16 protein-coding genes and 6 pseudogenes are annotated in these 23,419 nt (G+C 73.7%); 11 read left to right on the plus strand and 11 right to left on the minus strand.

Annotated features, from left to right (window positions below; translation table 11 throughout):
• Nucleotides 1–13: 13 nt before the first annotated feature.
• Both xylB and xylA read right to left on the minus strand, forming a co-directional pair.
• Nucleotides 14–1,422, minus strand: a pseudogene (gene xylB / locus BJF81_RS12115) (xylulokinase).
• A 2-nt stretch (nucleotides 1,423–1,424) separates the two neighbouring features.
• Nucleotides 1,425–2,633 (minus strand): xylose isomerase, encoded by a 1,209-nt coding sequence (xylA, locus tag BJF81_RS12120; protein ID WP_446740560.1) that lies wholly within the window; start codon nucleotides 2,631–2,633, stop codon nucleotides 1,425–1,427.
• 149 nt (nucleotides 2,634–2,782) lie between these two features.
• On the opposite strand from xylA, the gene BJF81_RS21115 reads away from it, so the two are divergent.
• The 5 genes and pseudogenes from BJF81_RS21115 (at nucleotide 2,783) to BJF81_RS12140 (ending at nucleotide 8,325) form a co-directional block, all read left to right on the plus strand.
• Nucleotides 2,783–3,067: a hypothetical protein gene (locus BJF81_RS21115; protein ID WP_342447139.1), complete on the plus strand. Its 285-nt coding sequence runs from the start codon at nucleotides 2,783–2,785 to the stop codon at nucleotides 3,065–3,067.
• Nucleotides 3,046–4,116 (plus strand): extracellular solute-binding protein, encoded by a 1,071-nt coding sequence (locus tag BJF81_RS12125; RefSeq protein WP_342447140.1) that lies wholly within the window; start codon nucleotides 3,046–3,048, stop codon nucleotides 4,114–4,116. Before BJF81_RS21115 ends, BJF81_RS12125 begins: the two co-directional genes overlap by 22 nt.
• Before the next feature lie 14 nt (nucleotides 4,117–4,130).
• Nucleotides 4,131–5,114, plus strand: coding sequence for a carbohydrate ABC transporter permease (locus BJF81_RS12130; protein WP_075958556.1), 984 nt, complete (start codon nucleotides 4,131–4,133; stop codon nucleotides 5,112–5,114).
• Nucleotides 5,111–5,971, plus strand: coding sequence for a carbohydrate ABC transporter permease (locus tag BJF81_RS12135; protein ID WP_075958557.1), 861 nt, complete (start codon nucleotides 5,111–5,113; stop codon nucleotides 5,969–5,971). The genes BJF81_RS12130 and BJF81_RS12135 overlap by 4 nt, the downstream gene beginning before the upstream one ends.
• Before the next feature lie 60 nt (nucleotides 5,972–6,031).
• A pseudogene (locus tag BJF81_RS12140) lies at nucleotides 6,032–8,325 on the plus strand (beta-xylosidase/alpha-l-arabinosidase).
• Nucleotides 8,326–8,346: 21 nt separating this feature from the next.
• Here BJF81_RS12140 and arfA read toward each other — a convergent pair.
• The 4 genes from arfA to BJF81_RS12160 form a co-directional block, all read right to left on the minus strand.
• A complete protein-coding gene (gene arfA / locus BJF81_RS12145; RefSeq protein ID WP_075958558.1) occupies nucleotides 8,347–9,891 on the minus strand; it encodes an arabinosylfuranosidase ArfA in 1,545 nt (514 codons plus the stop codon).
• 32 nt (nucleotides 9,892–9,923) lie between these two features.
• Complete coding sequence (locus BJF81_RS12150; RefSeq protein WP_075958559.1) at nucleotides 9,924–10,925, minus strand: LacI family DNA-binding transcriptional regulator; 1,002 nt, start codon at nucleotides 10,923–10,925, stop codon at nucleotides 9,924–9,926.
• A 76-nt stretch (nucleotides 10,926–11,001) separates the two neighbouring features.
• Nucleotides 11,002–12,171: an endo-1,4-beta-xylanase gene (locus BJF81_RS12155; RefSeq protein WP_075958560.1), complete on the minus strand. Its 1,170-nt coding sequence runs from the start codon at nucleotides 12,169–12,171 to the stop codon at nucleotides 11,002–11,004.
• Between the two features lie 69 nt (nucleotides 12,172–12,240).
• Complete coding sequence (locus tag BJF81_RS12160; RefSeq protein ID WP_075958675.1) at nucleotides 12,241–13,497, minus strand: endo-1,4-beta-xylanase; 1,257 nt, start codon at nucleotides 13,495–13,497, stop codon at nucleotides 12,241–12,243.
• A gap of 151 nt (nucleotides 13,498–13,648) precedes the next feature.
• Here BJF81_RS12160 and BJF81_RS12165 point away from each other — a divergent pair, with 151 nt between their 5' ends.
• Entirely contained in the window at nucleotides 13,649–14,851 is a 1,203-nt protein-coding gene (locus BJF81_RS12165; protein WP_075958561.1) for an ROK family transcriptional regulator, read from the plus strand.
• 38 nt (nucleotides 14,852–14,889) lie between these two features.
• Complete coding sequence (locus BJF81_RS12170) at nucleotides 14,890–15,882, plus strand: acetylxylan esterase (RefSeq protein WP_075958562.1); 993 nt, start codon at nucleotides 14,890–14,892, stop codon at nucleotides 15,880–15,882.
• Between the two features lie 3 nt (nucleotides 15,883–15,885).
• Here the strand turns inward: BJF81_RS12170 and BJF81_RS12175 are convergent.
• Nucleotides 15,886–16,691: pseudogene (locus tag BJF81_RS12175) on the minus strand (ROK family protein).
• Complete coding sequence (locus tag BJF81_RS21590) at nucleotides 16,580–16,963, minus strand: hypothetical protein (protein WP_446740561.1); 384 nt, start codon at nucleotides 16,961–16,963, stop codon at nucleotides 16,580–16,582. Before BJF81_RS21590 ends, BJF81_RS12175 begins: the two are co-directional and overlap by 112 nt.
• Nucleotides 16,964–17,017: 54 nt before the next feature.
• Here BJF81_RS21590 and BJF81_RS19800 point away from each other — a divergent pair.
• The 4 genes and pseudogenes from BJF81_RS19800 to BJF81_RS19810 all read left to right on the plus strand — a co-directional run.
• Nucleotides 17,018–17,562 (plus strand): annotated as a pseudogene (locus BJF81_RS19800) (Gfo/Idh/MocA family protein); the annotation flags it as partial.
• A pseudogene (locus BJF81_RS12185) lies at nucleotides 17,559–18,559 on the plus strand (sugar phosphate isomerase/epimerase family protein). The pseudogenes BJF81_RS19800 and BJF81_RS12185, both read left to right, overlap by 4 nt.
• Before the next feature lie 199 nt (nucleotides 18,560–18,758).
• Nucleotides 18,759–19,010: pseudogene (locus BJF81_RS19805) on the plus strand (FAD-binding protein); the annotation flags it as partial.
• Between the two features lie 145 nt (nucleotides 19,011–19,155).
• A complete protein-coding gene (locus BJF81_RS19810) occupies nucleotides 19,156–19,884 on the plus strand; it encodes a D-arabinono-1,4-lactone oxidase (protein ID WP_237770227.1) in 729 nt (242 codons plus the stop codon).
• A 206-nt stretch (nucleotides 19,885–20,090) separates the two neighbouring features.
• Here BJF81_RS19810 and BJF81_RS12195 read toward each other — a convergent pair whose 3' ends face one another.
• From BJF81_RS12195 to BJF81_RS12205, 3 genes are all read right to left on the minus strand, one after another.
• Nucleotides 20,091–20,972, minus strand: a complete 882-nt coding sequence (locus BJF81_RS12195) for an aldose-1-epimerase (protein ID WP_075958563.1) — start codon at nucleotides 20,970–20,972, stop codon at nucleotides 20,091–20,093.
• A gap of 28 nt (nucleotides 20,973–21,000) precedes the next feature.
• Entirely contained in the window at nucleotides 21,001–21,990 is a 990-nt protein-coding gene (locus BJF81_RS12200; RefSeq protein ID WP_075958564.1) for an aldo/keto reductase, read from the minus strand.
• Between the two features lie 188 nt (nucleotides 21,991–22,178).
• A complete protein-coding gene (locus BJF81_RS12205) occupies nucleotides 22,179–23,201 on the minus strand; it encodes an NADP-dependent oxidoreductase (RefSeq protein ID WP_075958565.1) in 1,023 nt (340 codons plus the stop codon).
• Between the last annotated feature and the right edge of the window lie 218 nt (nucleotides 23,202–23,419).

Consider the following 23,419-nt stretch of genomic DNA (forward strand, 5'->3'; position numbering starts at 1 on the left):
GGCGGGGGGAGGTTCAACCCACCTGTTCCAGCACGTGGCCACGCGCCTCGGCATACCGTGCTCGCACCGGGGCGCCGTCGGCGGCCGGCTCGACGGCCATGAGCCCGGACAGCGGCCAGTCCGGCGGTTCGGCGCCGCCGGCGACCACCCAGGCCGCCTGCCGGGCCGCGCCGTTGGCCACGTACTCGTCGGGCTCGGGCACGAGGACGGGTGCCGCCAGCACGTCCGCGAGGGCCTGCCGCAGCGAGAGCGAGCGGGCCGCGCCGCCGACGAGCAGGAACCGGCGCGTCTCCACGCCCTGGGCACGGATGGCGTCCACCGCGTCGGCGAGGAGGCAGGCGATCGACTCCACGGCCGCCCGGGCCAGGTGGGCCTGCGTGGCCGTGCGCAGCGTCAGCCCGTGCAACGACCCGGTCGCGTCCGGCAGGTTGGGCGTCCGCTCGCCCTCGAGGTAGGGGACCAGCACCAGGCCGTCGGCGCCGAGGGGCGCCTCCGCCGCCAGCCGGTCCAGCGCCGGCAGGTCGGTCCCGGTCATCCGGCGGCCGCGTCGAGGACCCGGGCGCCGTTGAGGGTGGCCGCCAGGGGCAGGAACCGGCCGGTGGCGTCGGCGAAGCCGCTGATGAGCCCCTGCTCGTCGCTGGTCGGGTCGTCGGTGACCGCGGAGACGACCCCCGAGGTGCCGACAGACAGGACCACGTCGCCGGGAGCGGCGCCCAGCCCCAGGGCGGCCGCGGCGTTGTCGCCCGCCCCCGGACCCAGGGGTATGCCGTCCGCGAGGCCCGATCCCTCGCCCCCCGCCTCGGCGGGTCCCAGGACCCGGGGGAGGAGGACGTCGTGACCGAGCACCGCGCGCACCACCTCGGGCAGGTAGTCGCCTGCGGACGGGCTCCAGTAGCCGGTGCCGGACGCGTCGGACCGGTCGGTGACCAGGTCCTCCAGCCGGCCCGTCCCGCGCAACCGCCAGGTGAGCCAGTCGTGGGGCAGCGCGACCGCGGCCACCCGGGCGGCCGCCTCGGGTTCGTGCTCGGCCAGCCAGGCCAGCTTGGTGACGGTGTAGGAGGCGACCGGCACCGAGCCGGTGGCCCGGGCCCACCATCGGGCGCCCCGCTCCTGGACGAGCCGTGCGGCCTGGGGGGCCGAGCGGGTGTCGTTCCACAGCAGCGCAGGCCGGATGACCCGGCCGTCCTCGTCGAGGACGACCATCCCGTGCTGCTGGCCGGCCACCGACACGGCGGCGACGTCGTCGAGCCCGCCGGCCTCCTCGACCGCCCTCGTGAGCGCCTCGTCCCAGGCGGCCGGGTCGACCTCGGTGCCCTCGGGGTGGCCGGCCCGGCCGGAGCGGACCGGCTCCCCGCCGGCGGCGTCGCGGACGACGACCTTGCAGGACTGGGTGGAGGAGTCGATGCCGGCGACGAGCGTCATGGTCAGGCGGCGCCCAGCAGGTGGCGCAGGGCCAGCTGGTTGAGGCGGACGTGGCCGTAGCCGCGGGGAGCCAGCCGCTCGGACTCCTCGGCGATCTCCAGGCCCAGGTCGCCGTCGGTCTCCAGCAGGGCCGTCGCGCTCTCGCCCTCGGACAGCGTCGGCACCGCCAGCTCCTCGATCCCGGAGGCGCGCATCGCCTCCTGCACCTCGGGGTCGGCGCGGAAGGCCCGGGCCCGCTCGGCCAGCAGGGTGTAGGTCTCCATGTTGGCCGCGGCCGAGGCCCACACGCCCTCGAGGTCCTCGGTCCGGGACGGCTTGTAGTCGAAGTGGCGCGGGCCCTCGTAGCGGGGGCCGCCATTGGGGAAGCCGTTCTCGAGCAGGTCGACGGTGAAGAAGGCCGACATCAGGTCGCCGTGGCCGAAGACGAGGTCCTGGTCGAACATCGGCCCGTGCTGACCGTTGAGGTCGATGTGGAACAGCTTGCCCTGCCAGAGCGCCTGGGCGATCCCGGCGGTGAAGTTGAGCCCGGCCATCTGCTCGTGGCCGACCTCGGGGTTCAGGCCGACGATGTCGCCGTGCTCGAGGGTGGCGATGAAGCCCAGGGCGTGCCCGACGGTGGGCAGCAGGATGTTGCCGCGGGGCTCGTTGGGCTTGGGCTCCAGCGCGATCCGCATGCCGTGGCCGCGTTCCTTGATGAAACCGGCCACGGTGTCCAGACCCTCGGCGTAGCGGTCGAGGGCGGCCTTGTGGTCCTTGGCGCCGTCGTACTCCGTGCCCTCGCGTCCGCCCCACATGACGAACGTGGCGGCCCCCAGCTCGGCGCCGAGCTCGACCTGGCGCAGCACCTTGCGCAGCGCCAGCCGGCGCACGTCCCGGTCGTTGCTGGTCAGCGCGCCGTCCTTGAAGACAGGGTGGGTGAAGGTGTTGGTCGTCACCATCGGGACGGTGAGCCCGGTCTCCTCCAGCGCGGCGCGGAAGCGCTGGATCGTGCGGTCCCGTTCCGCGGCGTCCGAGCCGGGGGCGACGAGGTCGTCGTCGTGGAAGGTCACCCCGGAGGCGCCCAGCTCGGCCAACCGGTGCACCGACTCGACCGGGTCGATGGGGGCCCGGGTGGCGTCGCCGAAGGGGTCCTGGGCCGCCCAGCCGACGGTCCAGAGGCCGAAGGTGAACGGGATGGGGGAGCGGGACGTGGGCACGGGATCCTCCTTGATTGGTTGTGCGTCAAAACTATCCGCCCCCGACGTCTCGTGCAAGCCCCGCACCGTCGCGACGAAATCGTTATCGACAACGATTGACACGCGGCGCAACTAACTGGCAGATTCAGGACTACGGATCTCACTCAACGCCGAGGAGCAACACCATGAAGACCACCCGTGCACTGAGCCTGATGGCCTCGGGCAGCCTCGTTCTGGCCCTGGCGGCCTGCGGCGGCGACACCGGCGACGCCGGAGGCGGCGGCACCGACGAGGGCGGATCGACCGACGGGGGCGGCAGCGCCGCCGGGGAGGACGTCACCATCAGCTGGTGGCACAACTCCAACACCGGGGAGGGGCTGGAGTACTACGAGCAGGTCGCGGCCGACTTCGAGGAGGCCAACCCGGGCGCACCGTCCAGATGGAGGCCATGCAGCACGAGGACATGCTGACCCAGCTCGACGCCGCCTTCCAGGCCGGGGACGCCCCCGACGTCTACATGGAACGAGGAGGCGGGGAGCTGGCCGACCACGTCGAGGCCGGCCTCACCAAGGACCTCACCGACGCGGCCGCCGAGGAGATCGAGCTGCTGGGCGGGACGGTCCAGGGCTGGACCGTCGACGACAAGGTCTACGCGCTGCCGTTCTCCGTCGGCGTCGTCGGCTTCTGGTACAACACCGAGATGTTCGAGCAGGCCGGGATCACCGAGCCGCCGTCCACCTGGGAGGAGATGTACGACGCCATCGACCAGCTCAAGGCGGCCGGGATGGAGCCCATCTCCGTCGGTGCGGGCGACAAGTGGCCGGCGGCGCACTACTGGTACCAGTTCTCCCTGCGGCACTGCTCCGAGGAGGTCCTCACCGACGCCGTGCAGTCGCTCGACTTCTCGGACGAGTGCTTCATCCGGGCCGGCGAGGAGGTCGAGCAGCTCGTCGCCGCCGAGCCGTTCAACCGCGGCTTCCTCTCCACCCCTGCCCAGTCCGGTCCGACCAGCGCCTCCGGCCTGCTGGCGACCGAGCAGGTGGCCATGGAGATGCAGGGCCACTGGGAGCCGGGCGTCATGGCCGGCCTCACCGAGGACGGCGAGGGCCTGGGCGACAAGCTCGGCTGGTTCCCCTTCCCGGAGGTCGAGGGCGGCGAGGGCGACCCCGAGGCCCAGCTGGGTGGCGGCGACGCCTGGGGCGTGGCCGCCGACGCACCCGAGGAGGCCGTCGACTTCGTGAAGTACATGCTCTCCGACGAGGTCCAGCGCGGCTTCGCCGAGCGCGACATGGGCCTGCCGACCAACCCCAACGTCACCGACGCGGTGGCCGACCCGGCCCTGGCCCAGCTGCTCGAGGTGCGTGACAGCGCCCCCTACGTCCAGCTCTACTTCGACACGGCCTTCGGGCAGTCCGTCGGTGGCGCGATGAACGACGCGATCGCGCTGATGTTCGCCGGCCAGGCCACCCCGCAGGACATCGTCGACGACACCCAGGCCGCGGCGGACGCCGAGGGCTGAGCGCCCGTTAAACGATGACCGTCCTCCCCGTCGCCCCCAGGGGCACCACGGACCCGCCGGCCGGCCGCTCCGCGCGGCCGGCCGGCGCCCGCGGCCGCGACTGGCGCATGGCCGCCGAGATCGTCGCCTTCACGGCGCCGGCCCTGCTGCTGTTCGCCCTCTTCGTGGTGTGGCCGATCCTGCGGGCCGTTCAGTTCTCGGCCTTCGACTGGAACGGCTTCGGCCCGCTCGTCGACTTCGTCGGCCTGCAGAACTACGTCCGGGTCCTGGCCGACGAGGTCTTCGTCGCCGCGGTGGGTCACAACCTGCTCATCGTGGTGGCCTCGATACTGGTCCAGCTGCCCCTCGGGCTGGCGATCGCCCTGCTGCTCAACCGGCGCATGCGGGGGCAGGGGATGCTGCGCACGATCATCTTCGTCCCCTACGTCCTCTCAGAGGTCATCGCCGGCGTCGTCTGGTTCCAGCTGCTGCAGCCGGGGCGGGGCGTCGTCGAGGGGATCCTGGGCACCGTGGGCCTCGAAGGGCCCTACCAGGGCTTCCTCGGCACCCCCGAGCTGGCGATGCCCACGCTCATCGTCGTGCTCACCTGGAAGTACGTCGGCCTGGCCGTGCTGCTCTTCCTCGCGGGCCTGCAGGGCGTGCCGCACGAGCTGACCGAGGCCGCCCAGATCGACGGCGCCTCCTGGTGGCAGACGCAGTGGCGGGTCACCATCCCGCTGCTGGGACCGACGATCCGCATGTGGATGTTCCTGTCGATGATCGGCTCGCTGCAGCTGTTCGACATGGTCTGGATCCTCACGGGCGGCGGCCCGGCCAACGCCACCACGACCATGGCCACCTTCCTGGTCAACGAGGGCACCAAGCGGCAGAACTACGGCATCGCCGCGGCCGCCTCGGTGGTGCTGTTCGTCATCGCCCTCGTCATGGCCGTGCTCTACCAGCGCTTCGTCCTGCGGCGGGACACCGCCGACGCCGACGTCCCCAGGGGGGTCCGATGACCACCGCCACCCGGACCCGCGCCCCGCGCCAGGGCAGCGGCCGCAGCGAGGGCGGCGTGCTCGTCTACCTCGTGGCCCTGCTCGTCGTCGCGCTCACCCTGGGCCCGGTCCTGTATGCCGTGCTCGGCGGCTTCCGCACGAACGCCCAGCTGGCCTCCGACCCCGCCGGTCTGCCCGACCCCTGGGTCGCGGACAACTACCGGCGGGTGATCACCGAGAGCTCGTTCTGGACCTACGCGGTCAACTCGGTCGCGGTCGCCGTCATCACCACCGTCGTCACCGTGGTCTTCGGCCTGATGGCGGCCTACCCGCTGGCCCGCTACCAGTTCCGCTGGCGCGAGCCGTTGTTCATGGTCTTCGTCGTGGGCCTGCTCTTCCCGGCCACCGTGGCGATCATCCCGCTGTTCATCCTGGTCACCCGGGACCTGGGCATCGGCAACACCTGGTGGGGCGTGGCCCTGCCCCAGGCCGCCTTCGCGCTGCCGATGACGATCGTCATCCTGCGCCCCTTCCTCATGGCCATCCCGCGGGAGATGGAGGAGGCCGCCCTCATCGACGGCGCCAACCGCCTGCAGTTCTTCTGGCGCATCCTGCTCCCGCTGTCGGCCCCCGGCGCGATCACCGTCGGCGTGCTCGCCTTCGTCGGCTCCTGGAACGCCTACCTGCTGCCGCTGCTGCTGCTGCGCGGGGACATGAAGACCCTGCCCCTCGGCGTGGCCGACTTCTCCTCGCAGTACAGCTCCGACACCGCCGGCGTGTTCGCCTTCACCACCCTGGCGATGATCCCCGCGCTCATCTTCTTCCTCGCCATGCAGAAGCGGATCGTCAGCGGTCTGCAGGGCGCGGTCAAGGGCTGACCAGCCCGAACCCACCCCTGCCCGTCCCGTCCGCCCCCTCGCCCCAGAGAGGCCTGTCCCATGTCCCAGACCGCCGCACCGTCCAGCACCGCCCCGGTCCCGGAGGACCCCACCGACGTCCCCGGGATCGTCGCCTCGATGACCCTGGAGGAGAAGCTGGCCCAGATCGTGGGCTTCTGGGACAAGGGGGACGGCGACGCGGTCGCGCCCCTCCAAGGGGCGTTCGCCGAGCCGCAGGGCCTCTACGACGTGGCCGCGCGCGGCCTGGGGCACCTGACCCGGGTCTACGGCACCCGGCCGGTGGACCCCGTCGAGCGGGCCCGGTGGCTGTGGGACTTCCAGCGGTGGGTCGTGGCCAGCTCGCGCCACGGCATACCCGCCCTGGTCCACGAGGAGTGCCTGACCGGGCTCTCGGCCTGGACGGCGGCCACCTTCCCCACGCCGCTGGCGTGGGGGGCCACCTTCGACCCCGACCTCGTCCGGCGGACGGCCGCCCTGGTCGGCCGGTCGATGCGGCAGCTGGGCGTGCACCAGGGCCTCGCGCCCGTGCTCGACGTCGTCCGCGACCCCCGGTGGGGCCGGGTCGAGGAGGCCATCTCCGAGGACCCCTACCTCGTGGCCACCATCGGCACCGGGTATGTCGAGGGGCTCCAGTCCGAGGGCGTGCACGCCACCCTCAAGCACTTCGTCGGCTACTCGGCCTCGCAGGCGGGCCGCAACTTCGCCCCCGTGCACGCCGGCCCGCGCGAGCTGGCCGACGTGCTCATGGTGCCCTTCGAGATGGCGGTCGTCGAGGGCGGCGTCCGGTCGGTCATGCACTCCTACACCGAGATCGACGGTGTCCCCGTGGCCGCGAACCCCGACCTGCTCACCGGCGTCCTGCGCGACCGGTGGGGCTTCGACGGGACCGTGGTGGCCGACTACTTCGGGGTCGCCTTCCTGCACCTGCTGCACCACGTCGCCGCCGACCTCGGCGAGGCCGCCGGCCAGGCGCTGCTTGCGGGCGTGGACGTCGAGCTGCCCACCGGCGACGCCTACCTGGCGCCGATGGCCGAGGCGGTGCGTTCCGGCGCGGTCGACGAGTCGCTCGTGGACCGGGCCTGCACCCGGGCCCTGGAGCAGAAGGCCGAGCTCGGCCTGCTCGGCGCCACCTTCGAGGACGAGCCGCCGGCCCAGGTCGAGCTCGACGGCCCGGACCACCGGGCGGTGGCCCGGCAGCTGGCCGAGGAGTCGGTCGTGCTGCTGTCCAACGACGGGACGCTGCCGCTGGCGACCCCGGGCCGGGTCGCGGTGATCGGTCCGAACGCCGACCGGCTCGCGGCACTGTTCGGGTGCTACTCCTTCGTCAACCACGTCATCCCGCAGCACCCGGGGACCGAGCCCGGCATCCTCGCCCCCACCGTGCGGGAGGCGCTGGGGGTCGAGTGGCCCGACGCCGAGCTGACCTACACCTGGGGCTGCGACGTCGAGTCCGAGGACGTCTCCGGCGTCGACGAGGCGGTGGCCGCGGCCCGCGACGCGGAGGTGGCCGTCGTCGTCGCCGGCGACAGCTCGGGGCTCTTCGGTCGGGCCACGTCGGGCGAGGGCTGCGACCGCGACGACCTCGAGCTGCCCGGCGTGCAGCGTCGGCTCGTCGAGGCCGTGCTGGCGACCGGCACCCCCGTCGTGCTCGTGCTCGTCACCGGCCGGCCCTACGCCGTCGACTGGGCGCTGGAGTCCTGCGCGGCCGTCGTGCAGGCCTTCTTCCCCGGCGAGGAGGGGGCCGGTGCCGTGGCCGGCGTGCTCTCCGGCCGGGTCAACCCCTCGGGCCACCTGCCGGTGAGCATCCCCCGTTCGGCCGGCAGCCAGCCCTACACCTACCTGCACCCTGCCCTCGGCGGGGACAGCGACGTCACCAACCTCTCCAGCCGGCCGGCCCTGCCGTTCGGCCACGGGCTGTCCTACACCTCCTTCGAGCTCTCCGACCTCGATGTCCGGGCGGGTTCGACGGCCGACGACGTCGAGGTGACGGTGCGGGTCGGGAACACCGGCGAGCGTGCCGGCGGCGACGTGGTCCAGGTCTACGTCCGCGACCTGGTCGCCTCGGTGACCCGGCCGGTGGCCCAGCTCGTCGCTACGCCCGGGTGTCCCTGGAGGCGGGGGAGACCAGCACGCTCACGCTGCGGGTGCCGCCCGCCCGGCTGTCCTTCACCGGCCGGGACGGCCGCCGGGTCGTCGAGCCGGGCGAGCTCGAGGTGTGGGTGGGCGACTCGGTCGCCGACCGGCGCCTGCTGCGGACCGTGACGCTCACCGGCGAGGTCCACGAGGTCGGGCTGCGCGACCCGCGGCGGACGACGGTCGACCCCGGCCTGTAGGGCGGTTCCGCGGGGCGGACCTCAGCCGGCCGCTCCGTGGTCGGCGGCACCGGGCCCCACGGCGAGGACGACCATGCTCCACGACGCCGGGGGCAGCGCGGCGACCAGCTCTCCGTCGGCGACGGCCGCGGACGGGTGGCGGCGGGGGACGACCCGGTCGGGTCGGTCCCGGGTGTTGGCCGCGGTGAGGTCGTCGTCGGCCAGCACGACGGCCTCCACCAGGCTGGCGCCGTCCCACCCGCTCAGGTCGGTGGTGAAGGACACCGGCTCGGACGGGTGCCGGTTGACCACGAAGAGCACCAGCCGGTTCCCGTCCTCGTCGTGGGTCGCGGCCGCGTCGACGACGGGCACCTCGCCGTAGCGACCGGTGACCGTCGTCGGGGCGGCCAGCCGCAGGTCCAGGACGGTGCCGACGGCGTTCCTGGCCGTCAGCGCGAACGGGTGGAAGGTCGCCTGCCGCCAGGCCGGCCCGCCCGGCTCGGTCCGGATCGGGGCGATGGTGTTGACCAGCTGGGCCTGGGAGGCCGCGGTGACGCGGTCGGCGTGCCGCAGCAGCGTGACCAGGAGAGAGCCGACGACGACCGCGTCCAGCACGGTGTAGTCGTCCTCGCTGATCCGCGGCGCGACCTGCCAGTCCCGCGGCCGGTCGGCCTCCGCGGCCTGCAGCTCGTCGAGGTACCAGACGTTCCACTCGTCGAACGAGACGTCGATCCGCCGGTCCGAGCCCAGCCGGGCGCCGAGGTGGTCGGCGGTGGCCACGACCTGGTCGATGAAGCGGTCCATGTCGACCGCCGACGCCAGGAAGCTGGCGTGGTCGCCGTCCCGGAGCTGGTAGTAGGCGTGCGCCGAGACGTGCGTGACCAGGTCGTAGGTGTGCTCCAGGACGGTGGCCTCCCACGCACCGAAGGTGGGCATGTCCCGGCCGGAGGACCCGCAGGCGACGAGCTCGAGGTCGGGGTCGAGCTGGCGCATGGCGCGGGCGGTCTCGGCGGCGAGACGGCCGTACTCCGTGGCCGTCTTGTGGCCCAGCTGCCAGGGACCGTCCATCTCGTTGCCCAGGCACCAGATCCGGATGTCGTGCGGCTCCGGCGCCCCGTGCGCGACGCGCAGGTCCGACAGGGTGCTGCCCCCGGGGTGGTTGGCGTACTCGAGCAGGTCGACCGCCTCCTGGAGGCCGCGGGTGCCGAGGTTCACCGCCATCATCGGCTCGACGCCCGCCTTCCGCGCCCACCGGATGAACTCGTTCAGCCCGAACGCGTTCGTCTCGACCGACCGCCAGGCCGGGTCGAGCCGCGTGGGCCGGTCCTGCACCGGGCCGACGCCGTCCTCCCAGCGGTAGCCGGACACGAAGTTGCCACCGGGGTAGCGGACCGTGGTCACCCCGAGCTCGCGCACCAGGTCGAGCACGTCCCCGCGGAAGCCGTCGTCGTCGGCGCTCGGGTGGTCCGGCTCGTGGAGGCCGGTGTAGACGCACCGGCCCATGTGCTCGACGAAGGAGCCGAAGAGCCGGCGGTTGACCGACGCGACGACGAACGCAGGGTGGATCGTGGCGCGGGCGCTCAGCACGGGTCAGGACTCACGGCGGGGGCTCTCCTCGGTCAGGGGGCGGCGGTCGAGGCACGCTCGACCAGCCGGGTCTGCAGGCGGGCGTGCACCTGCTCGGGCTGCCGCGCGGCCATCATCGTCAGCAGCATGTCCAGGGCGGTGCGACCCATCTCGCGCAGCGGCTGGGCGACGGTGGTCAGCGGCGGCTCCGTCAGCGCGGACTCCGGCACGTTGTCGAAGCCGACGACCGACAGGTCCTGCGGCACGCGCAGCCCGAGGGACCCGGCGACCTCGATGGTCCGGATCGCCATGAGGTCGTTGGCGGCGAAGACCGCGCTCGGCCGGTCGCGGCGGTCCAGGAGCAGCCGGGCCGGGGCGACGGCCGAGTCGGCGCGGTAGGACCCGGTGGCCAGCAGGGTCTCGTCGACCTCCAGCCCCGCGGCCGCCATCGCCTGCCGGAACCCCTGCTCGCGCAGCCGGGCCGACTCCAGGTCCTCCCGGCCGCGGATCATGCCGATCCGGGTGTGCCCCAGGTCGATGAGGTGCTGCACGGCGGACCGGGCACCGCCCACGTTGTCCGAGTCGACGGTGGGCACGTCGCTGCTGCCGGTGTGCGGGTCGATCGCGACGACCGGCACCGCGCTGCCCGGCTCGATGACCGTGGGGGTGACGATGATCGCCCCGTCCAGCAGGGTCCCGCCCAAGCGCCGCAGCGACCGCCGCTCCCAGCCGACCGTCTCCCCGTGGGTGGCGCCGGCGAAGGCGAGCAGCTCGTAGCCGGTGTCCGCCATGGCGTCCGAGACGCCCTTGAGCAGCTCGGTGCTGAACGGCTCGAACTCGGCCACCAGCACCCCCAGGATCCCGGTGCGCGAGCTGCGCAGGCTGCGGGCCCCCAGGCTGGTCTCGTAGCCGAGCTCGGCGATGACCCCGTGGACCCGGGCGGTCGTGGCGGCGGCGACACCGTAGCGGCCGTTGACCACCTTGGAGACGGTCGCCACCGAGACCCCGGCCGCCCGTGCGACGTCCTCCATGCGGACCCGGCCGTTGGTCACCATGACGCCATTATCGGCCTCCGCCGTGGCGGGACCCGCGCAGGCAGGTCCCGCCACGCCGGGGCGGTCCACGGCTCTCTCAGCGCCCGCGCGGGGTGCGCGGCGAGACACCGGGGGTCGCCTCGCGCAGCGACTCGAGCATCGCGTGGTACGCGGGCTTGGGCGTGTAGTCGTCGGTGAAGATCGTGGCCCACTCCTCACCCGGGAAGACGTCCGGCACCCACGAGTTCGCGTCCGGGAAGCCCCAGACCGTGAACGAGGTGCACGAGGGCACCGCCAGGCAGGCCTCGAGCATCGCGTCGTGCCGCTCGGCGTGCAGGTCGACCTGCTCCGGGGTCGGCCCGTCCCAGCCCTCCTCGATCGGGACGCGGACGTCGGCCTCAGTGACGGCGACGTCCAGCCCCAGGGCGGCGAACCGCTCGAAGTTGGCCTGGATCGAGGTGTCGAAGCCGTACTGCAGGCTCAGGTGGCCCTGGGCCCCGAAGCCGTGCAGCGGCACGCCGTCGGCCAGCAGCTCCTGGGCCAGCGCGTAGTAGGCATCGGTCTTGGCGTTGATCCCCTCGGCGTTGTAGTCGTTGAGGAACAGCCGGGCCTGCGGGTCCGTCTCGTGCGCCCACCGGAAGGTGTCCCCGATGAGCGCGACCGGGTCGTCCGCGCAGGCGGCCAGGAACGGGTTGGCCTCGGTGCGCAGCCGCACGCCCCCGGCGTCCCAGTCGTCCTGGATGATCTCGTTGGCCACGTCCCACTCGTAGATCTCGCCGGCGTAGCGACCGACGACGGTGCGCACGTGGTCCTCGAGGACGTCGCGGGCCTCCTCGCAGGACCAGTCCGCGGCCGCCTCGTTCACCCACTCCGGGTTCTGGCTGTGCCACAGCAGCGTGTGCCCGCGCACCTCCTGGTTGTTGGCGCGGGCGAACTCCATGAGCGCGTCGGCCCCGCTGAAGTCGTAGACGTCCGGCTCGGGGTGGACCTCGGCCCACTTCATGTCGTTCTCGGGCGTGATGGAGCCGAACTCGCGCGCCAGCACCCGCTGGTGGTCCGTCAGGTTCTTCCGGTCGTAGCCGATGAGGTCGCGCTGGCCCCAGACGGCGCTGCCGATCTGCAGGTCCTTCGGCGCCTGCCGGCGCAGCGTGTCCTGGTGCCCCTGGGCGTGGTCCGGCGGGGCCGCGGTCGCGGCGGGCACGGCCGCTGCGGCCGCCAGGGCGGTCGTGGCCGCGGCCACGACGACGGAACGGGTCAGGTGTCGCACTGTGCTCTCCTTCGGGTGGTGGTGGGTGGTGCGAGTCGGGGTATGCGGTGCCGCCGGCGGGTGCGCGCCTCAGCCGGGACGGGGGTGCAGCTCGGCGACGACGTGGTCGGTCCCGGGCGCCAGGTCGACGGTGGCCGACTCATCCCCCCGGGGGAGGCGCACGGCATACCGCCCGTGCCAGCCCGAGAGGGGGACCCGGCCGTGCTCGTCCGTGCGGGCGGTGGTGGGGGAGAGCCACCACTCGTCCTTGACGAGGCGGCGGAGCGTGTCGTAGGCGGGCTTGGGCGAGCCGTCGGGACGCACCAGCCCGGCGGGCGCGTGCAGCCAGGCGCCGCGGTCCCACAGGCCCCACCAGGTGATCGACTCCACCGACGGGTGGGACAGGACGGTCCGGTAGTGCTGCTCGAGCTCCTCGGCCTGGCGGGCCTCGCCCTCGGGCGTGCTCGGCCAGCCGCCGGGCTCGACGACGTGGTCGTTGAGGTCGACGACGTGCTCCGGCATGAGGTCGCCGGAGACCAGCGTGGTCTCGGTCAGGTGCAGCGGCAGGCCGTAGCGGGAGAACCGCTCGAGCACCTCCAGGGTCCTCTCCGTGCCCCACCAGCCCTGGTGCATGTGGCTCTGCAGGCCGAGGGCGTCGACCTGGACGCCCGCCTCGAGGACGCCCTCGACGAGGGTGTCGTAGGCGGTCGACATGTCGAAGTCGTTGAGCAGCAGGGTGGCCGAGGGGTTCGCGGCCCGGGCGGTCTCGAACGCCAGGCGGACCATGCCGACGCGCCCCAGGTGGCGGGCGAGCGGGGTGATCGCGTTCTCCTCGGCGGTGAACACCGGCATGATGACGACCTCGTTGATCGCGTCCCAGATGTCGACCAGCCCGGCCAGGTCGGTCACCTCCCGGGTGATCCGCCCCCGCAGCAGGCGCTCGACCTCCGCGAGGTCGCGACCCAGCAGCCACCGGGGCGCCAGGGTGTGCCAGACCAGCGGGTGCCCCTTCACCCGGACCCCGCGGTCCCGGAACCAGCGGGCCCCCTCCTGCAGCCGCCCGGTGTCCGGGCGACCCTCGGTCGGCTCGAACTGACCCCAGTAGAACGGCAAGGTCGCCGTGTTGAACAGCTCCAGCCACTGGGCCGCCATCCGCTCGCGCTCCTCGCCCGACCGCCAGGCGCCGGACCCTGCCTGCGCCGCCGGGTCGGGCGGGAGGAGCTCGAAGGCGGCGCAGCCGAGGCCGACGGCGTGGTCGACCTGCTCCAGGACCACCTCCGTGCCCGGCAGCGGACGCCCGGCGGGGTCCCTCACCTCCACCGTCACGGTGCCCCTCCGGTGCGCCATCGTGGCGTCCGGTGCGGGGGAGTGCAGCGGGAAGGGTGGTCCAGCGGCCACGAGGCGCCTCCGTCGTTGGTTGCGTCGTAAAACTATCGGCAAGAAACTATCCCGGGACACGCGCCCGCGCAAGGGGGTCGAGGTGCGTAGGCTGACCGTCATGCACCCGGTCCCCGTGGAGGTCCCGCCGGCCCTGGCCCACCAGTCGACGCTGCGCGAGGCCAACCTCGGGGTCGTGCTGCGCTCGGTCTGCGCCGCCGAGGAGCCGCTGTCGCGGGCCGGGGTGGCGGCCGGGACCGGGCTGACCCGCTCGACCGTCTCGCGCCTCGTCGACGAGCTGGTCGCCGGCGGTCTCGTCGAGGAGGGCACCGCCCTGCTGGCCGGGCCGGGGCGCCCGGCGACGCCGCTGCTGCCGTCCTCCCGGGTGTGCGCGGTCGGGCTGCAGGTCAACGCCGCGCACGTGGCGGCCAGGCTCCTCGACCTGCGGGGACGGGTGGTCGCCGAGTCGCGCTCCGAGCCCGACCTCGTGGGGTCCGAGCCGGCCGCCGGGCTGGCCCTGCTGGCGGACCACCTCGCCGAGGTGCTGGAGGCCGTGCCCACCGGTGGCCGCGTGCTCGGCGCCGGGCTCGCCCTGCCCGGCGTCGTGGACGCCGCCGGGGAGCGTCTGCTGCACGCGCCCAACCTCGGCTGGCGCGACCTCGACCCCGGGCCGGACCTGCGGGCCCTGCTCGACGGCATACCCCTGGGCCTGGCCAACGAGGCCAACCTCGCGGCGCACGCGTTCGCCGAGCCCGCCCCGGGGCGGCGGGGGCGCTCGGGCCACTTCGTCTACGTCTCCGGGGAGATCGGGATCGGCGGCGCGGTGGTCACCGACTGGCGGGTGCAGACGGGGCTGCACGGGTTCGCAGGGGAGATCGGGCACATGCCGTTCCGGCCGGGCGGGGACCCGTGCCCGTGCGGGTCGGACGGCTGCCTGGAGCGGTATGCCGGACGCCTGGCGATGACACGTCGCGCCGGGCTGCCGCCCGGGACGACGCTGGCCGAGCTGGGCCGGCTGGCCGACGGCGGCCACGCGGCGGCGGCGGAGGCGATCGACCTGGCGGCCGACGCCCTCGGCGTCGTGCTGGCCGGCGTGGTCAACCTGCTCGACGTACCGACGGTTGTGCTGGGCGGGGAGATCGGCGACCTGGCCGACCGGATCACGCCCCGGGTCACCGAGCTGCTGCGGGCCCGGGTCATGGCCGCCGCCTTCATGCCGCTGGAGGTCGTCCGGGACGCCGACGACGTCCCCGGCGCCACCGGCGGGGCGCTGCTGCACCTGAGCCGGGTCGTGGCCGGGCCGGCCGGCTTCCTGACGGTCTGAGGAGGGGCCGCCCCCCGGGCGGTCCGGAGAGGAGACGCGTGCACACCGACCTGCCGCTGGAGCAGCTGCGGACCTACCGCCCGGAGGTGCCCGAGCCGGAGGACTTCGACGAGTTCTGGGCCGTCACCCTGGCGCAGGCGCGGGCCGCCGGGGGAGAGGCAGAGGAAGAGGTCACGTGCGTCCCGGCGGACACGCCCGTGACGGCGCTGCGGGTCGAGGACGTCACCTTCCCGGGGTTCGACGGCGAGCCGGTGCTGGCCTGGTTCGTGGCGCCGCCCTCGGATGGGCCGTTGCCCTGCGTGGTGGAGTTCCTCGGTTACGGCGGGGGGCGTGGTCTGCCCCAGGAGAGGTTGGCGTGGGCGGCCGCCGGGTATGCCCACCTAGTCATGGACACCCGTGGTCAGGGCTCGACCTGGGGCAGCGGGGGCGGCACGCCGGACCCGCACGGCTCCGGTCCGGCCTACCCCGGCGTGATGACGCGGGGGATCTCCTCGCCGCACGACTACTACTACCGGCGGCTCGTCACCGACGCCGTCCGGGCGGTCGACCACGTCCTGACCCGTGACGACGTCGACCCGGACCGGGTCGCGGTCGTCGGCACCAGCCAGGGCGGCGGCATGGCCCTGGCCGTCGGGGCCCTGCACGACCGGGTGGCCGCCGTCGTCGCCGACGTGCCCTTCCTGTGCCACCTCGAGCGGGCGGTGACGATCACCGACGCCGCACCGTACGCCGAGATCACGGCCTACCTGGCGGTCCACCGGGGCATGCGGGAGCAGGTCTTCCGCACGCTGTCCTACGTCGACGGGGTGGTCATGGCCCGCCGGATCACGGCCCCGACGATGGTCTCGGTGGCGCTGATGGACCAGACCTGCCCGCCGTCGACCGTCTTCGCGGCGGCCAACGCGATCCCCGAGCCGCCGACGGTGGAGGTCTACCCGTTCAACGACCACGAGGGCGGGGCCCAGGAGCAGTGGGTCCGGTCGGTCCGGTGGCTGGGGGAGGTGCTGGCCGACCGGGGCGGGCGGCGGTGAGGGTCAGCCGGCGCTTCGCACGAGGGCGTCCACCCCGTCCACCGACAGCAGCGTGTCGGTGACCAGGACCGAGGCGCCGACGATGCCGGCGCGCATGCCGCACACCGAGCTGACGATGCGCAGGTGATGGGTGCCCAGCGGCAGCGACCGCCGGTAGACCGACTCCCGGATCCCGGCGAGCAGCTGCTCCCCGACGCCGGACAGGCGGCCCCCGACCACGAGCACGGAGGGGTTGAGCAGGGAGACGACCCCGGCCAGGACGGAGCCGATGTCCCGGCCGGCCTCCCGGACGGCCTGGATGGCGGTCGTGTCGCCCGCGCGGACGAGCGCGACGACGTCGCCCTGGGTCCGGACCCCGGCGTCGTGCTCGTGCAGCTGGCGGGCCACGGCGGAGCCGGAGGCGACCGCCTCGAGGCAGCCGCGGTTGCCGCAGGAGCACAGGGTCTGGTTGCCGTCGGGCACGGCCACGTGCCCCAGGTCGCCGGCGGCGCCTGGGCGCCGCGCTGCAGCGCGCCTCCGCTGATGATGCCGGCCCCGATGCCGGAGGCGACCTTGACGAAGACCAGGTCGCTCACGTCCGGGTAGAGCTCGGCGCGCTCGCCCAGGGCCATGATGTTGACGTCGTTGTCGACCAGGACCGGCCCGGGCAGGGTCCGGCCCAGGAAGCCGGGCACGTCGAAGCGGTCCCAGCCGGGCATCACCGGGGGGCTGACCGGTTGGCCGGAGGAGAACTCGACCGGTCCCGGCAGGCCGATCCCGGTGCCGGCGACGTCGTCCAGCGTCCGGCCCGCCCGCTCGAGCAGGCCCAGGCCATGGCGGTGATCCGACCCAGCACGGCCTCCGGCCCGTCGGCGATCTGCAGGTCCTCCAGCACCTCGGCCAGGACCTGGTTGCGCAGGTCGGTCACGGCCACGTGCGCATGACTGACCCCCAGGTCCACCCCGACCACCACGCGGCTCGAGGGGTCGAAGACGAAGGTGGACGCAGGCCGGCCCCCGCTGGAGCTGGCCTCGCCCGTCGGGGCCACGAGCCCGGTGCCGAGCAGCTCCTCGATCCGGCCGGCGACCGTCGAGCGGGCCATCCCGCTGGCGGCGACGAGGTCGGCCCGGGTGCGCGGCTCACCGTCGCGCAGCAGCTGGAAGAGCGCCCCCGCGCCGAGAGCTTCTCCGGCCTCAGCGGGGTGGGCGGCACGGAGCGCGGCCCGGTGACGGTCGACGACGTGGCCCTGTTCACCGCCCGCCTGGAGTCCGGCGCCCCCGCCGTCTTCGAGGCGACCCGGATGGCCTGGGGCCGCAAGAACGCCATGCGCATCGAGGTCAACGGCTCGCGCGGGTCGCTGGCCTTCGACTTCGAGGAGATGAACGTCCTGCAGCACTACGACGCCGACGCGCCGGCCGGCGAGCAGGGCTTCACCCGCATCCTCGTCACCGAGCCCGAGCACCCCTACGTCGCCGCCTGGTGGCCCCCCGGCCACGGACTCGGCTACGAGCACGGGTTCGTCCACCAGCCGCCGACCTCGTCCGCGCCCTGGCGGCCGGCGAGCAGCCGCGGCCGTCCTTCGCCGACGGCCTGGCCGTCCAGAGAGTGCTCGACGCGGTCGAGCGCTCGCACGAGGACGAGGGGCGCCGGCACGACATACCCGAGCACCGAGGCACCAGCCTGGAAGGAGCTGCACGATGAGCCGACCGATCACCCTGTTCACCGGCCAGTGGGCCGACCTGCCGTTCGAGGAGGTGGCCCGCCTCGCCGGCGAGTGGGGCTACGACGGCCTCGAGATCGCCTGCTGGGGCGACCACCTCGACCCGTGGCGGTGGGACGACGACGACTACGTCGCCGACAAGTTGGCGACGCTGGAGAAGAACGGTCTGCAGGTGTGGACCATCGCCAACCACCTCAAGGGCCAGGCCGTCTGCGACGACCCGATCGACCAGCGGCACCGCGACATCCTGCCCGACCGGGTCTGGGGCGACGGCGACCCCGAGGGGGTGCGCGAGCGGGCCGCCGAGGAGATGAAGAACACCGCCCGCCTGGCCAAGCGGCTCGGGGTCCGCACCGTCACCGGGTTCACCGGGTCCTCCATCTGGAAGTACGTCGCGATGTTCCCGCCCGTGTCCGCCGACCTGGTCGAGGCGGGCTACCAGGACTTCGCCGACCGGTGGAACCCGATCCTCGACGTCTTCGAGGAGGAGGGTGTGCGCTTCGCCCACGAGGTGCACCCCAGCGAGATCGCCTACGACTACTGGACCACCAAGCGCACCCTGGAGGCCATCGGCCACCGGGAGGTGTTCGGGCTCAACTGGGGCCCCAGCCACATGGTCTGGCAGGACATCGACCCGGTCGGCTTCCTCTGGGACTTCCAGGACCGGATCTACCACGTGCACTGCAAGGACACCAAGAAGCGCCTCGGCAACGGCCGCAACGGCCGGCTCTCCAGCCACCTGGCGTGGGCCGACCCGCGGCGCGGCTGGGACTTCATCTCCACCGGCCACGGCGACGTGCCCTGGGAGGACGCCTCAGGATGCTCAACGCCATCGGCTACGAGGGTCCGCTGTCGGTGGAGTGGGAGGACGCGGGCATGGACCGTCTGGTCGGTGCCCCGGAGGCGCTGGAGTTCGTGCGCCGGTATGCCTTCCCCCCGCCCGAGGCGGCGTTCGACGCGGCCTTCAGCACCCGCTGACATCACTGACCCACGACACGTGCGTCGTGGCGGGCCGGGCCTCTCCTCGGGTGGTGGGGGCCCGGCCCGGTGCTGCCTGCGCCGGGGCGGGGGTCGGGCACGGGAGGATGGACGGATGAGCACGAACTGGGGCGGCAACCTCGTGTATGCCGCGGCGCGTCTGGTCGAGCCGGCCTCGGTCGCCGAGCTGCAGGAGCTGATGCCGACCCTGGAGGAGCCGCGGGCGCTGGGCTCGCGGCACTCCTTCAGCCGGGTGGCCGACACCCCGGGTGTGCAGGTCTCGACGGCGTCGCTGCCCCGGTCGGTGCAGGTCGACGGCGACCGGCGGGTCGTGCGGGTCGAGGGGGCGGTGCGCTACGGCGAGCTCGCGCCCGTCCTGGACCGGGCCGGCTGGGCGCTGGCCAACCTGGCCTCGCTGGGACACATCACCGTCGCCGGTGCGGTGGCCACCGGCACCCACGGGTCCGGGGACAAGGTCGGGTCCCTGGCCACCCAGGTGCGGGCGTGGAGGTCGTCGACCGGGCCGGAGGCTGCGCCGGCTCGACGCCGACCACCCCGACCTTGCCGGTGCGGTCGTCTCGCTCGGACGGCTCGGCGTGGTCACCGCGCTGGAGCTCGAGCTCGAGCCGACCTTCGAGGTCGCCCAGACGGTCGTCGACGACGTGCCGCTCGACGGCGTGCTCGCCGACCTGGACGCGGTGACCTCGTTGGGGCACAGCGTGTCGCTGTTCACCCGGTGGACCTCGCCCGACGTCCTGGACCAGGTGTGGGTCAAGCGCCGCACCGACCAGCCCGCCGGGCCCGACCCGGCCGAGGTCCTCGGCGGACGGCCCGCGGACGGGCCGCGGCACCCCATACCCGGGGTGGATCCGGCACCCGCCACCGAGCAGGGCGGTGTGCCGGGGCCGTGGTGGACCCGGCTGCCGCACTTCCGCCTGGACCACGTGCCCTCGGCCGGGCGGGAGATCCAGAGCGAGTGGCTCGTGCCGCGGGAGCACGGCGTGGCGGCGGTCGAGGCCCTGCGGGGGATGGCCGCGAGGCTCGCGCCGGTGCTGCAGGTGTGCGAGATCCGCACGGTCGCCGCGGACGGGCTCTGGCTGAGCGGGGCGTACGGCACCGACGTCGTCGGCCTGCACTTCACCTGGCACCTGGACCCCGACGGGGTCGCCGCGGTCCTGCCCGAGCTGGAGGGCCGGCTGGTGCCGTTCGCCGCGCGGCCGCACTGGGGCAAGGTGCACCGCGAGGAGGAGCTGGACGCCGCGGCGCTCTACCGGCGGTGGGGCGACTGGCTGGACCTGCAGCGACGCTGGGGCGTCCCGGTCTGAGGGGGACCTGGTCCGGTCGGTCGCGTCTGGCCATCGCCTGGTCCGACCCGTCCCCTCCGTCGCGACATGCAGCGGGAAACCGCTCCTGCAGCGGGGAGGAACCCGCTGTCAGAACCGGATGCCGCTGCAGGTGAAGGACGGTGGGACGCGAGCGACGCCCGGTGGCACCGGTCCCGCGGCAACCTCGTGGATGCGCGACGTCCGGCTCAGGGGAGGGCGCTGATGCGCATCGTCAGCGTCCGGCTCGCGCCCGACGCCAGCAGCACGCCGTCGGGGTCGCGGTTGAAGGCGTCCGGGGGGCAGGTCATTGGCTCCACGCCCGCGGCGACCCGGCCGATCCGCTCGCCGGTGTAGAGCTGCACCCACGGGGCGTCGCTGTCCACCCGCACGCCGGGGGAGTCCGGGTGGGTGAGCTCGACCGCCCACGTACCCGGCAGTCCGGTGAACGCGTGGTCGACCGAGACCCCGCGCAGGGGCGTCGGGCCGGTCGTCTCGATCCCGACCTGCGAGGCGGGCACGACCTCGGTGGGGGAGGACCGTTCGTCGGTGAGCAGCACCGAGGCGGCCGGCAGGGTGACCAGGCACTCGTCGAGCGGCCGGCCGTCGCAGGTGAGGTAGGGGTGGATGGACGCGCCGAACGGGGCGGGTTCGGGGCCGGTGTTGGTGCCGGACACCGTGATCGAGAGACCGCCGTCGGCATCGAGATCGTAGGCGGTCGTGCACCGCACCTGGAACGGGTAGCCGTAGGACGCCGGCAGCTCCAGCTCCCAGGTCGCCCCCGTCGGCGAGCGGTCGACCAGGTCCCACCGCTGGAAGGCGGCCAGGCCGTGCAGGGCCGCTCCGGTCTCCGGCTCGTTCACCGGCAGGTGGTATGCGGTCCCGCCCACCTCGTAGCGCCCGTCCACGACCCGGTTGGGCCAGGGGACCAGGGTGCGTCCGTGCCAGGCGTCGTCCAGCTCGCCGGGGGTCACCGGGTCGACCAGGTGGTGTCCGCGGTGCCTGAGCGAGAGCAGGGTCGCGCCCACCTGGGCCACCTCGGCCGCGTAGTCGCCAGCACGGAGCGTCAGCACGGTGCCGTGGACGGTCATGGGGTGCTCCCTGTCACGCTTCCGACCATCACCAGCGGTGGTGGACGTGCTCCCGCACGTGGCGGTCGTAGATCTGCTCGTAGGCGGCCGCGTCCTCCGGTGTCGTCGCGGGAAGCGCCGCGGCGCCGGCGTTGGCACGGGCCTGCTCGGGCGAGCTGGCCCCAGGGATGGTCGTCGTGACGCCGGGCTGGTCGATGATCCAGCGCAGCGCCCGCTGCGCCGGGGTGCTGCCGGCGGGTCCGTGGACCGCAGAGAACTCCTGCGCGGCGCGGACGCCGACGTCGTAGGGCACGCCGGCGAACGTCTCACCGACATGGAAGGCCTCCCCGTGCCGGTTGAACTGCCGGTGGTCGTCGGGGGCGAAGGTCGACGTCTCGTCGAACTTGCCCGTCAGCAGGCCGGACGCCAGCGGAACCCGGGCGATGATCCCGACCCCGGCCTCGGCGGCGGCAGCGGTGACCTCCTCCAACGGCTTCCGGCGGAAGACGTTGAGGATGATCTGCACGGTGGCCACGTGAGACCGGGCGATGGCCGCCAGGGCCTCGGCGGTGGTCTCCACGGAGACGCCGTAGGCCCGCATCCGTCCCTCGGCGACCATCTCGTCCAACGTGTCGAACAGATCGTCCCGCTGGTAGACCGCCGGGGGCGGGCAGTGCAGCTGGACGAGGTCGAGGACGTCGTCGCCCAGCAGCTCCCGGGACCGGTCGTTCCACCGCCGCAGGTTGTCGGGGGTGTACTGGTCGGCCTCGTGCGGGTCGGCGCGCCGCCCCATCTTCGTGGCCACCACGAAGTCCTCCCGGCCACGCTCGTGGACGAACCCGCCGACCAGCCGCTCGGACCGGCCGTCGCCGTAGACGTCGGCGGTGTCCAGGAAGGTGACCCCGGCGTCGGCGGCGGCCTCGAGGATCGCCCGGGCGCTGACCTCGGACACCTCTCCCCAGTCGGCGCCGAGCTGCCAGCAGCCCAGGCCGATCACGCTGAGCTCGCGGTCCAGACGGGGGACGGGACGGTGCTCCATACGACTCTCCTTCCGGCGGCGGTGGGTCTGCCGATCATGACATCCACCACCCGTCCCCGGTCGCGCGGTGGCCACCACCCTGGTGCCCCGCCGCCGGTCGACCCCCAGGACGCTGCGGCGATCGTCGAGCTGGTCGAGCAGCTCCATGTCACGTTCCCCGTCCGACGCGGTCGGCCCGAACGTCGCACTCACAGCCGGACGAGGAGCTTGCCGAAGTTCCTGCCCTGGAGCATGCCGATGAACGCCTCCGGGGCGTTCTCCAGCCCGTCGACGACGTCCTCGCGGTAGCGCAGCTTCCCGTCCCGCACCCAGGCCGAGGCCTCGGCGAGGAAGTCGTCATGCATCTGGGGCACGAACTCGTTCTGGATGAACCCCCGGACGGTGAGGCTCTTGGACAGGACCAGGGAGAAGAAGCCGGGCAGGCGGTCCTTGCGCTCCAGTTCGACGCCGTTGTACTGCGCCACCAGGCCGCACACCGGGATCCGCGCGTAGAGGTTGAGCAGCGGCATCACCGCCTCGGCGACGTGGCCCCCGACGTTCTCGAAGTAGACGTCGATCCCGTCCGGCACCGCCTCGGCCAGCCTGCTCGCGAAGTCCGGGTCGCGGTGGTCGACGGCGGCGTCGAAGCCGAACTCCTCCAGCAGCGCCCTGCACTTCTCCGGCCCGCCGGCGATGCCGACCGCCCTGGCGCCCTTGAGCTTGGCGATCTGCCCGACGGCCGAGCCCACCGGCCCGGTCGCCGCGGCGACGACGACGGTCTCGCCCGGCTGGGGCCGGCCGATCTTCAGCAGCCCGGAGTATGCGGTGAAGCCGGGCATGCCCAGCACGCCCAGGGCGGTGGACACCGGGGCCGCCGAGGGGTCCAGCCGGCGCACGTGGGCACCGTCGACGACGGCGTGGGACTGCCACCCGGCGCCGGCCAGGACGTGGTCGCCCTCGGTGAGGTCCGGGTGCCTCGACTCCAGCACTTCCCCGACCGTCCCGCCGACCATGACGTCGCCCAGCTCCAGGTGCGCGGCGTAGGACTTCGCGGTGCTCATGCGCCCCCGCATGTAGGGGTCGAGGGAGAGGTAGACGGTGCGCAGCAGCACCTGCCCGTCGGCCACCTCGGGGAGGTCGGCGACCTCGGCCCGGAAGTTGTCCGGGGTCGGTTCCCCGTCGGGGCGGGAGGCGAGGACGATCCGGGTGCTGGTCCTGGGGTGTTCGGCCATGGGAGCAGTCTCGCCTGCCGACGGGTCCGTCATCGGTCGGGGGAGGACTCGGCCCTGGCCCGGCGGATCAGGCCGGCCTCCCGCGCCCAGGTGTCGGCTCTGGCCTGGCGTCGGGCGCGGTCCAGGGCCAACGCGCCGGACGCCTCGGTTAGGAGCAAGCTCTCCTCCAACCAGGCGAGACGCTCGGCCGGGCTGCTGCCTGCCCGTGCACGCAGGGC

The organism is Ornithinimicrobium sp. CNJ-824, assembly GCF_001942405.1.
Lineage (GTDB): Bacteria > Actinomycetota > Actinomycetes > Actinomycetales > Dermatophilaceae > Ornithinicoccus > Ornithinicoccus kibberensis.

What these genes read in the sequence shown, in the direction of transcription:
- BJF81_RS21115 (WP_342447139.1), top strand. Translation starts at nt 2,783, where the DNA reads ATGAAGACCACCCGTGCACTGAGCCTGATGGCCTCGGGCAGCCTCGTT.
- BJF81_RS12125 (WP_342447140.1), top strand. Translation starts at nt 3,046, where the DNA reads ATGCAGCACGAGGACATGCTGACCCAGCTCGACGCCGCCTTCCAGGCC.
- BJF81_RS12130 (WP_075958556.1), top strand. Translation starts at nt 4,131, where the DNA reads ATGACCGTCCTCCCCGTCGCCCCCAGGGGCACCACGGACCCGCCGGCC.
- BJF81_RS12135 (WP_075958557.1), top strand. Translation starts at nt 5,111, where the DNA reads ATGACCACCGCCACCCGGACCCGCGCCCCGCGCCAGGGCAGCGGCCGC.
- BJF81_RS12150 (WP_075958559.1), bottom strand. Translation starts at nt 10,925, where the DNA reads ATGGTGACCAACGGCCGGGTCCGCATGGAGGACGTCGCACGGGCGGCC.
- BJF81_RS12160 (WP_075958675.1), bottom strand. Translation starts at nt 13,497, where the DNA reads ATGGCGCACCGGAGGGGCACCGTGACGGTGGAGGTGAGGGACCCCGCC.
- BJF81_RS12165 (WP_075958561.1), top strand. Translation starts at nt 13,649, where the DNA reads ATGCACCCGGTCCCCGTGGAGGTCCCGCCGGCCCTGGCCCACCAGTCG.
- BJF81_RS21590 (WP_446740561.1), bottom strand. Translation starts at nt 16,963, where the DNA reads ATGGCCCGCTCGACGGTCGCCGGCCGGATCGAGGAGCTGCTCGGCACC.
- BJF81_RS12195 (WP_075958563.1), bottom strand. Translation starts at nt 20,972, where the DNA reads ATGACCGTCCACGGCACCGTGCTGACGCTCCGTGCTGGCGACTACGCG.
- BJF81_RS12200 (WP_075958564.1), bottom strand. Translation starts at nt 21,990, where the DNA reads ATGGAGCACCGTCCCGTCCCCCGTCTGGACCGCGAGCTCAGCGTGATC.
- BJF81_RS12205 (WP_075958565.1), bottom strand. Translation starts at nt 23,201, where the DNA reads ATGGCCGAACACCCCAGGACCAGCACCCGGATCGTCCTCGCCTCCCGC.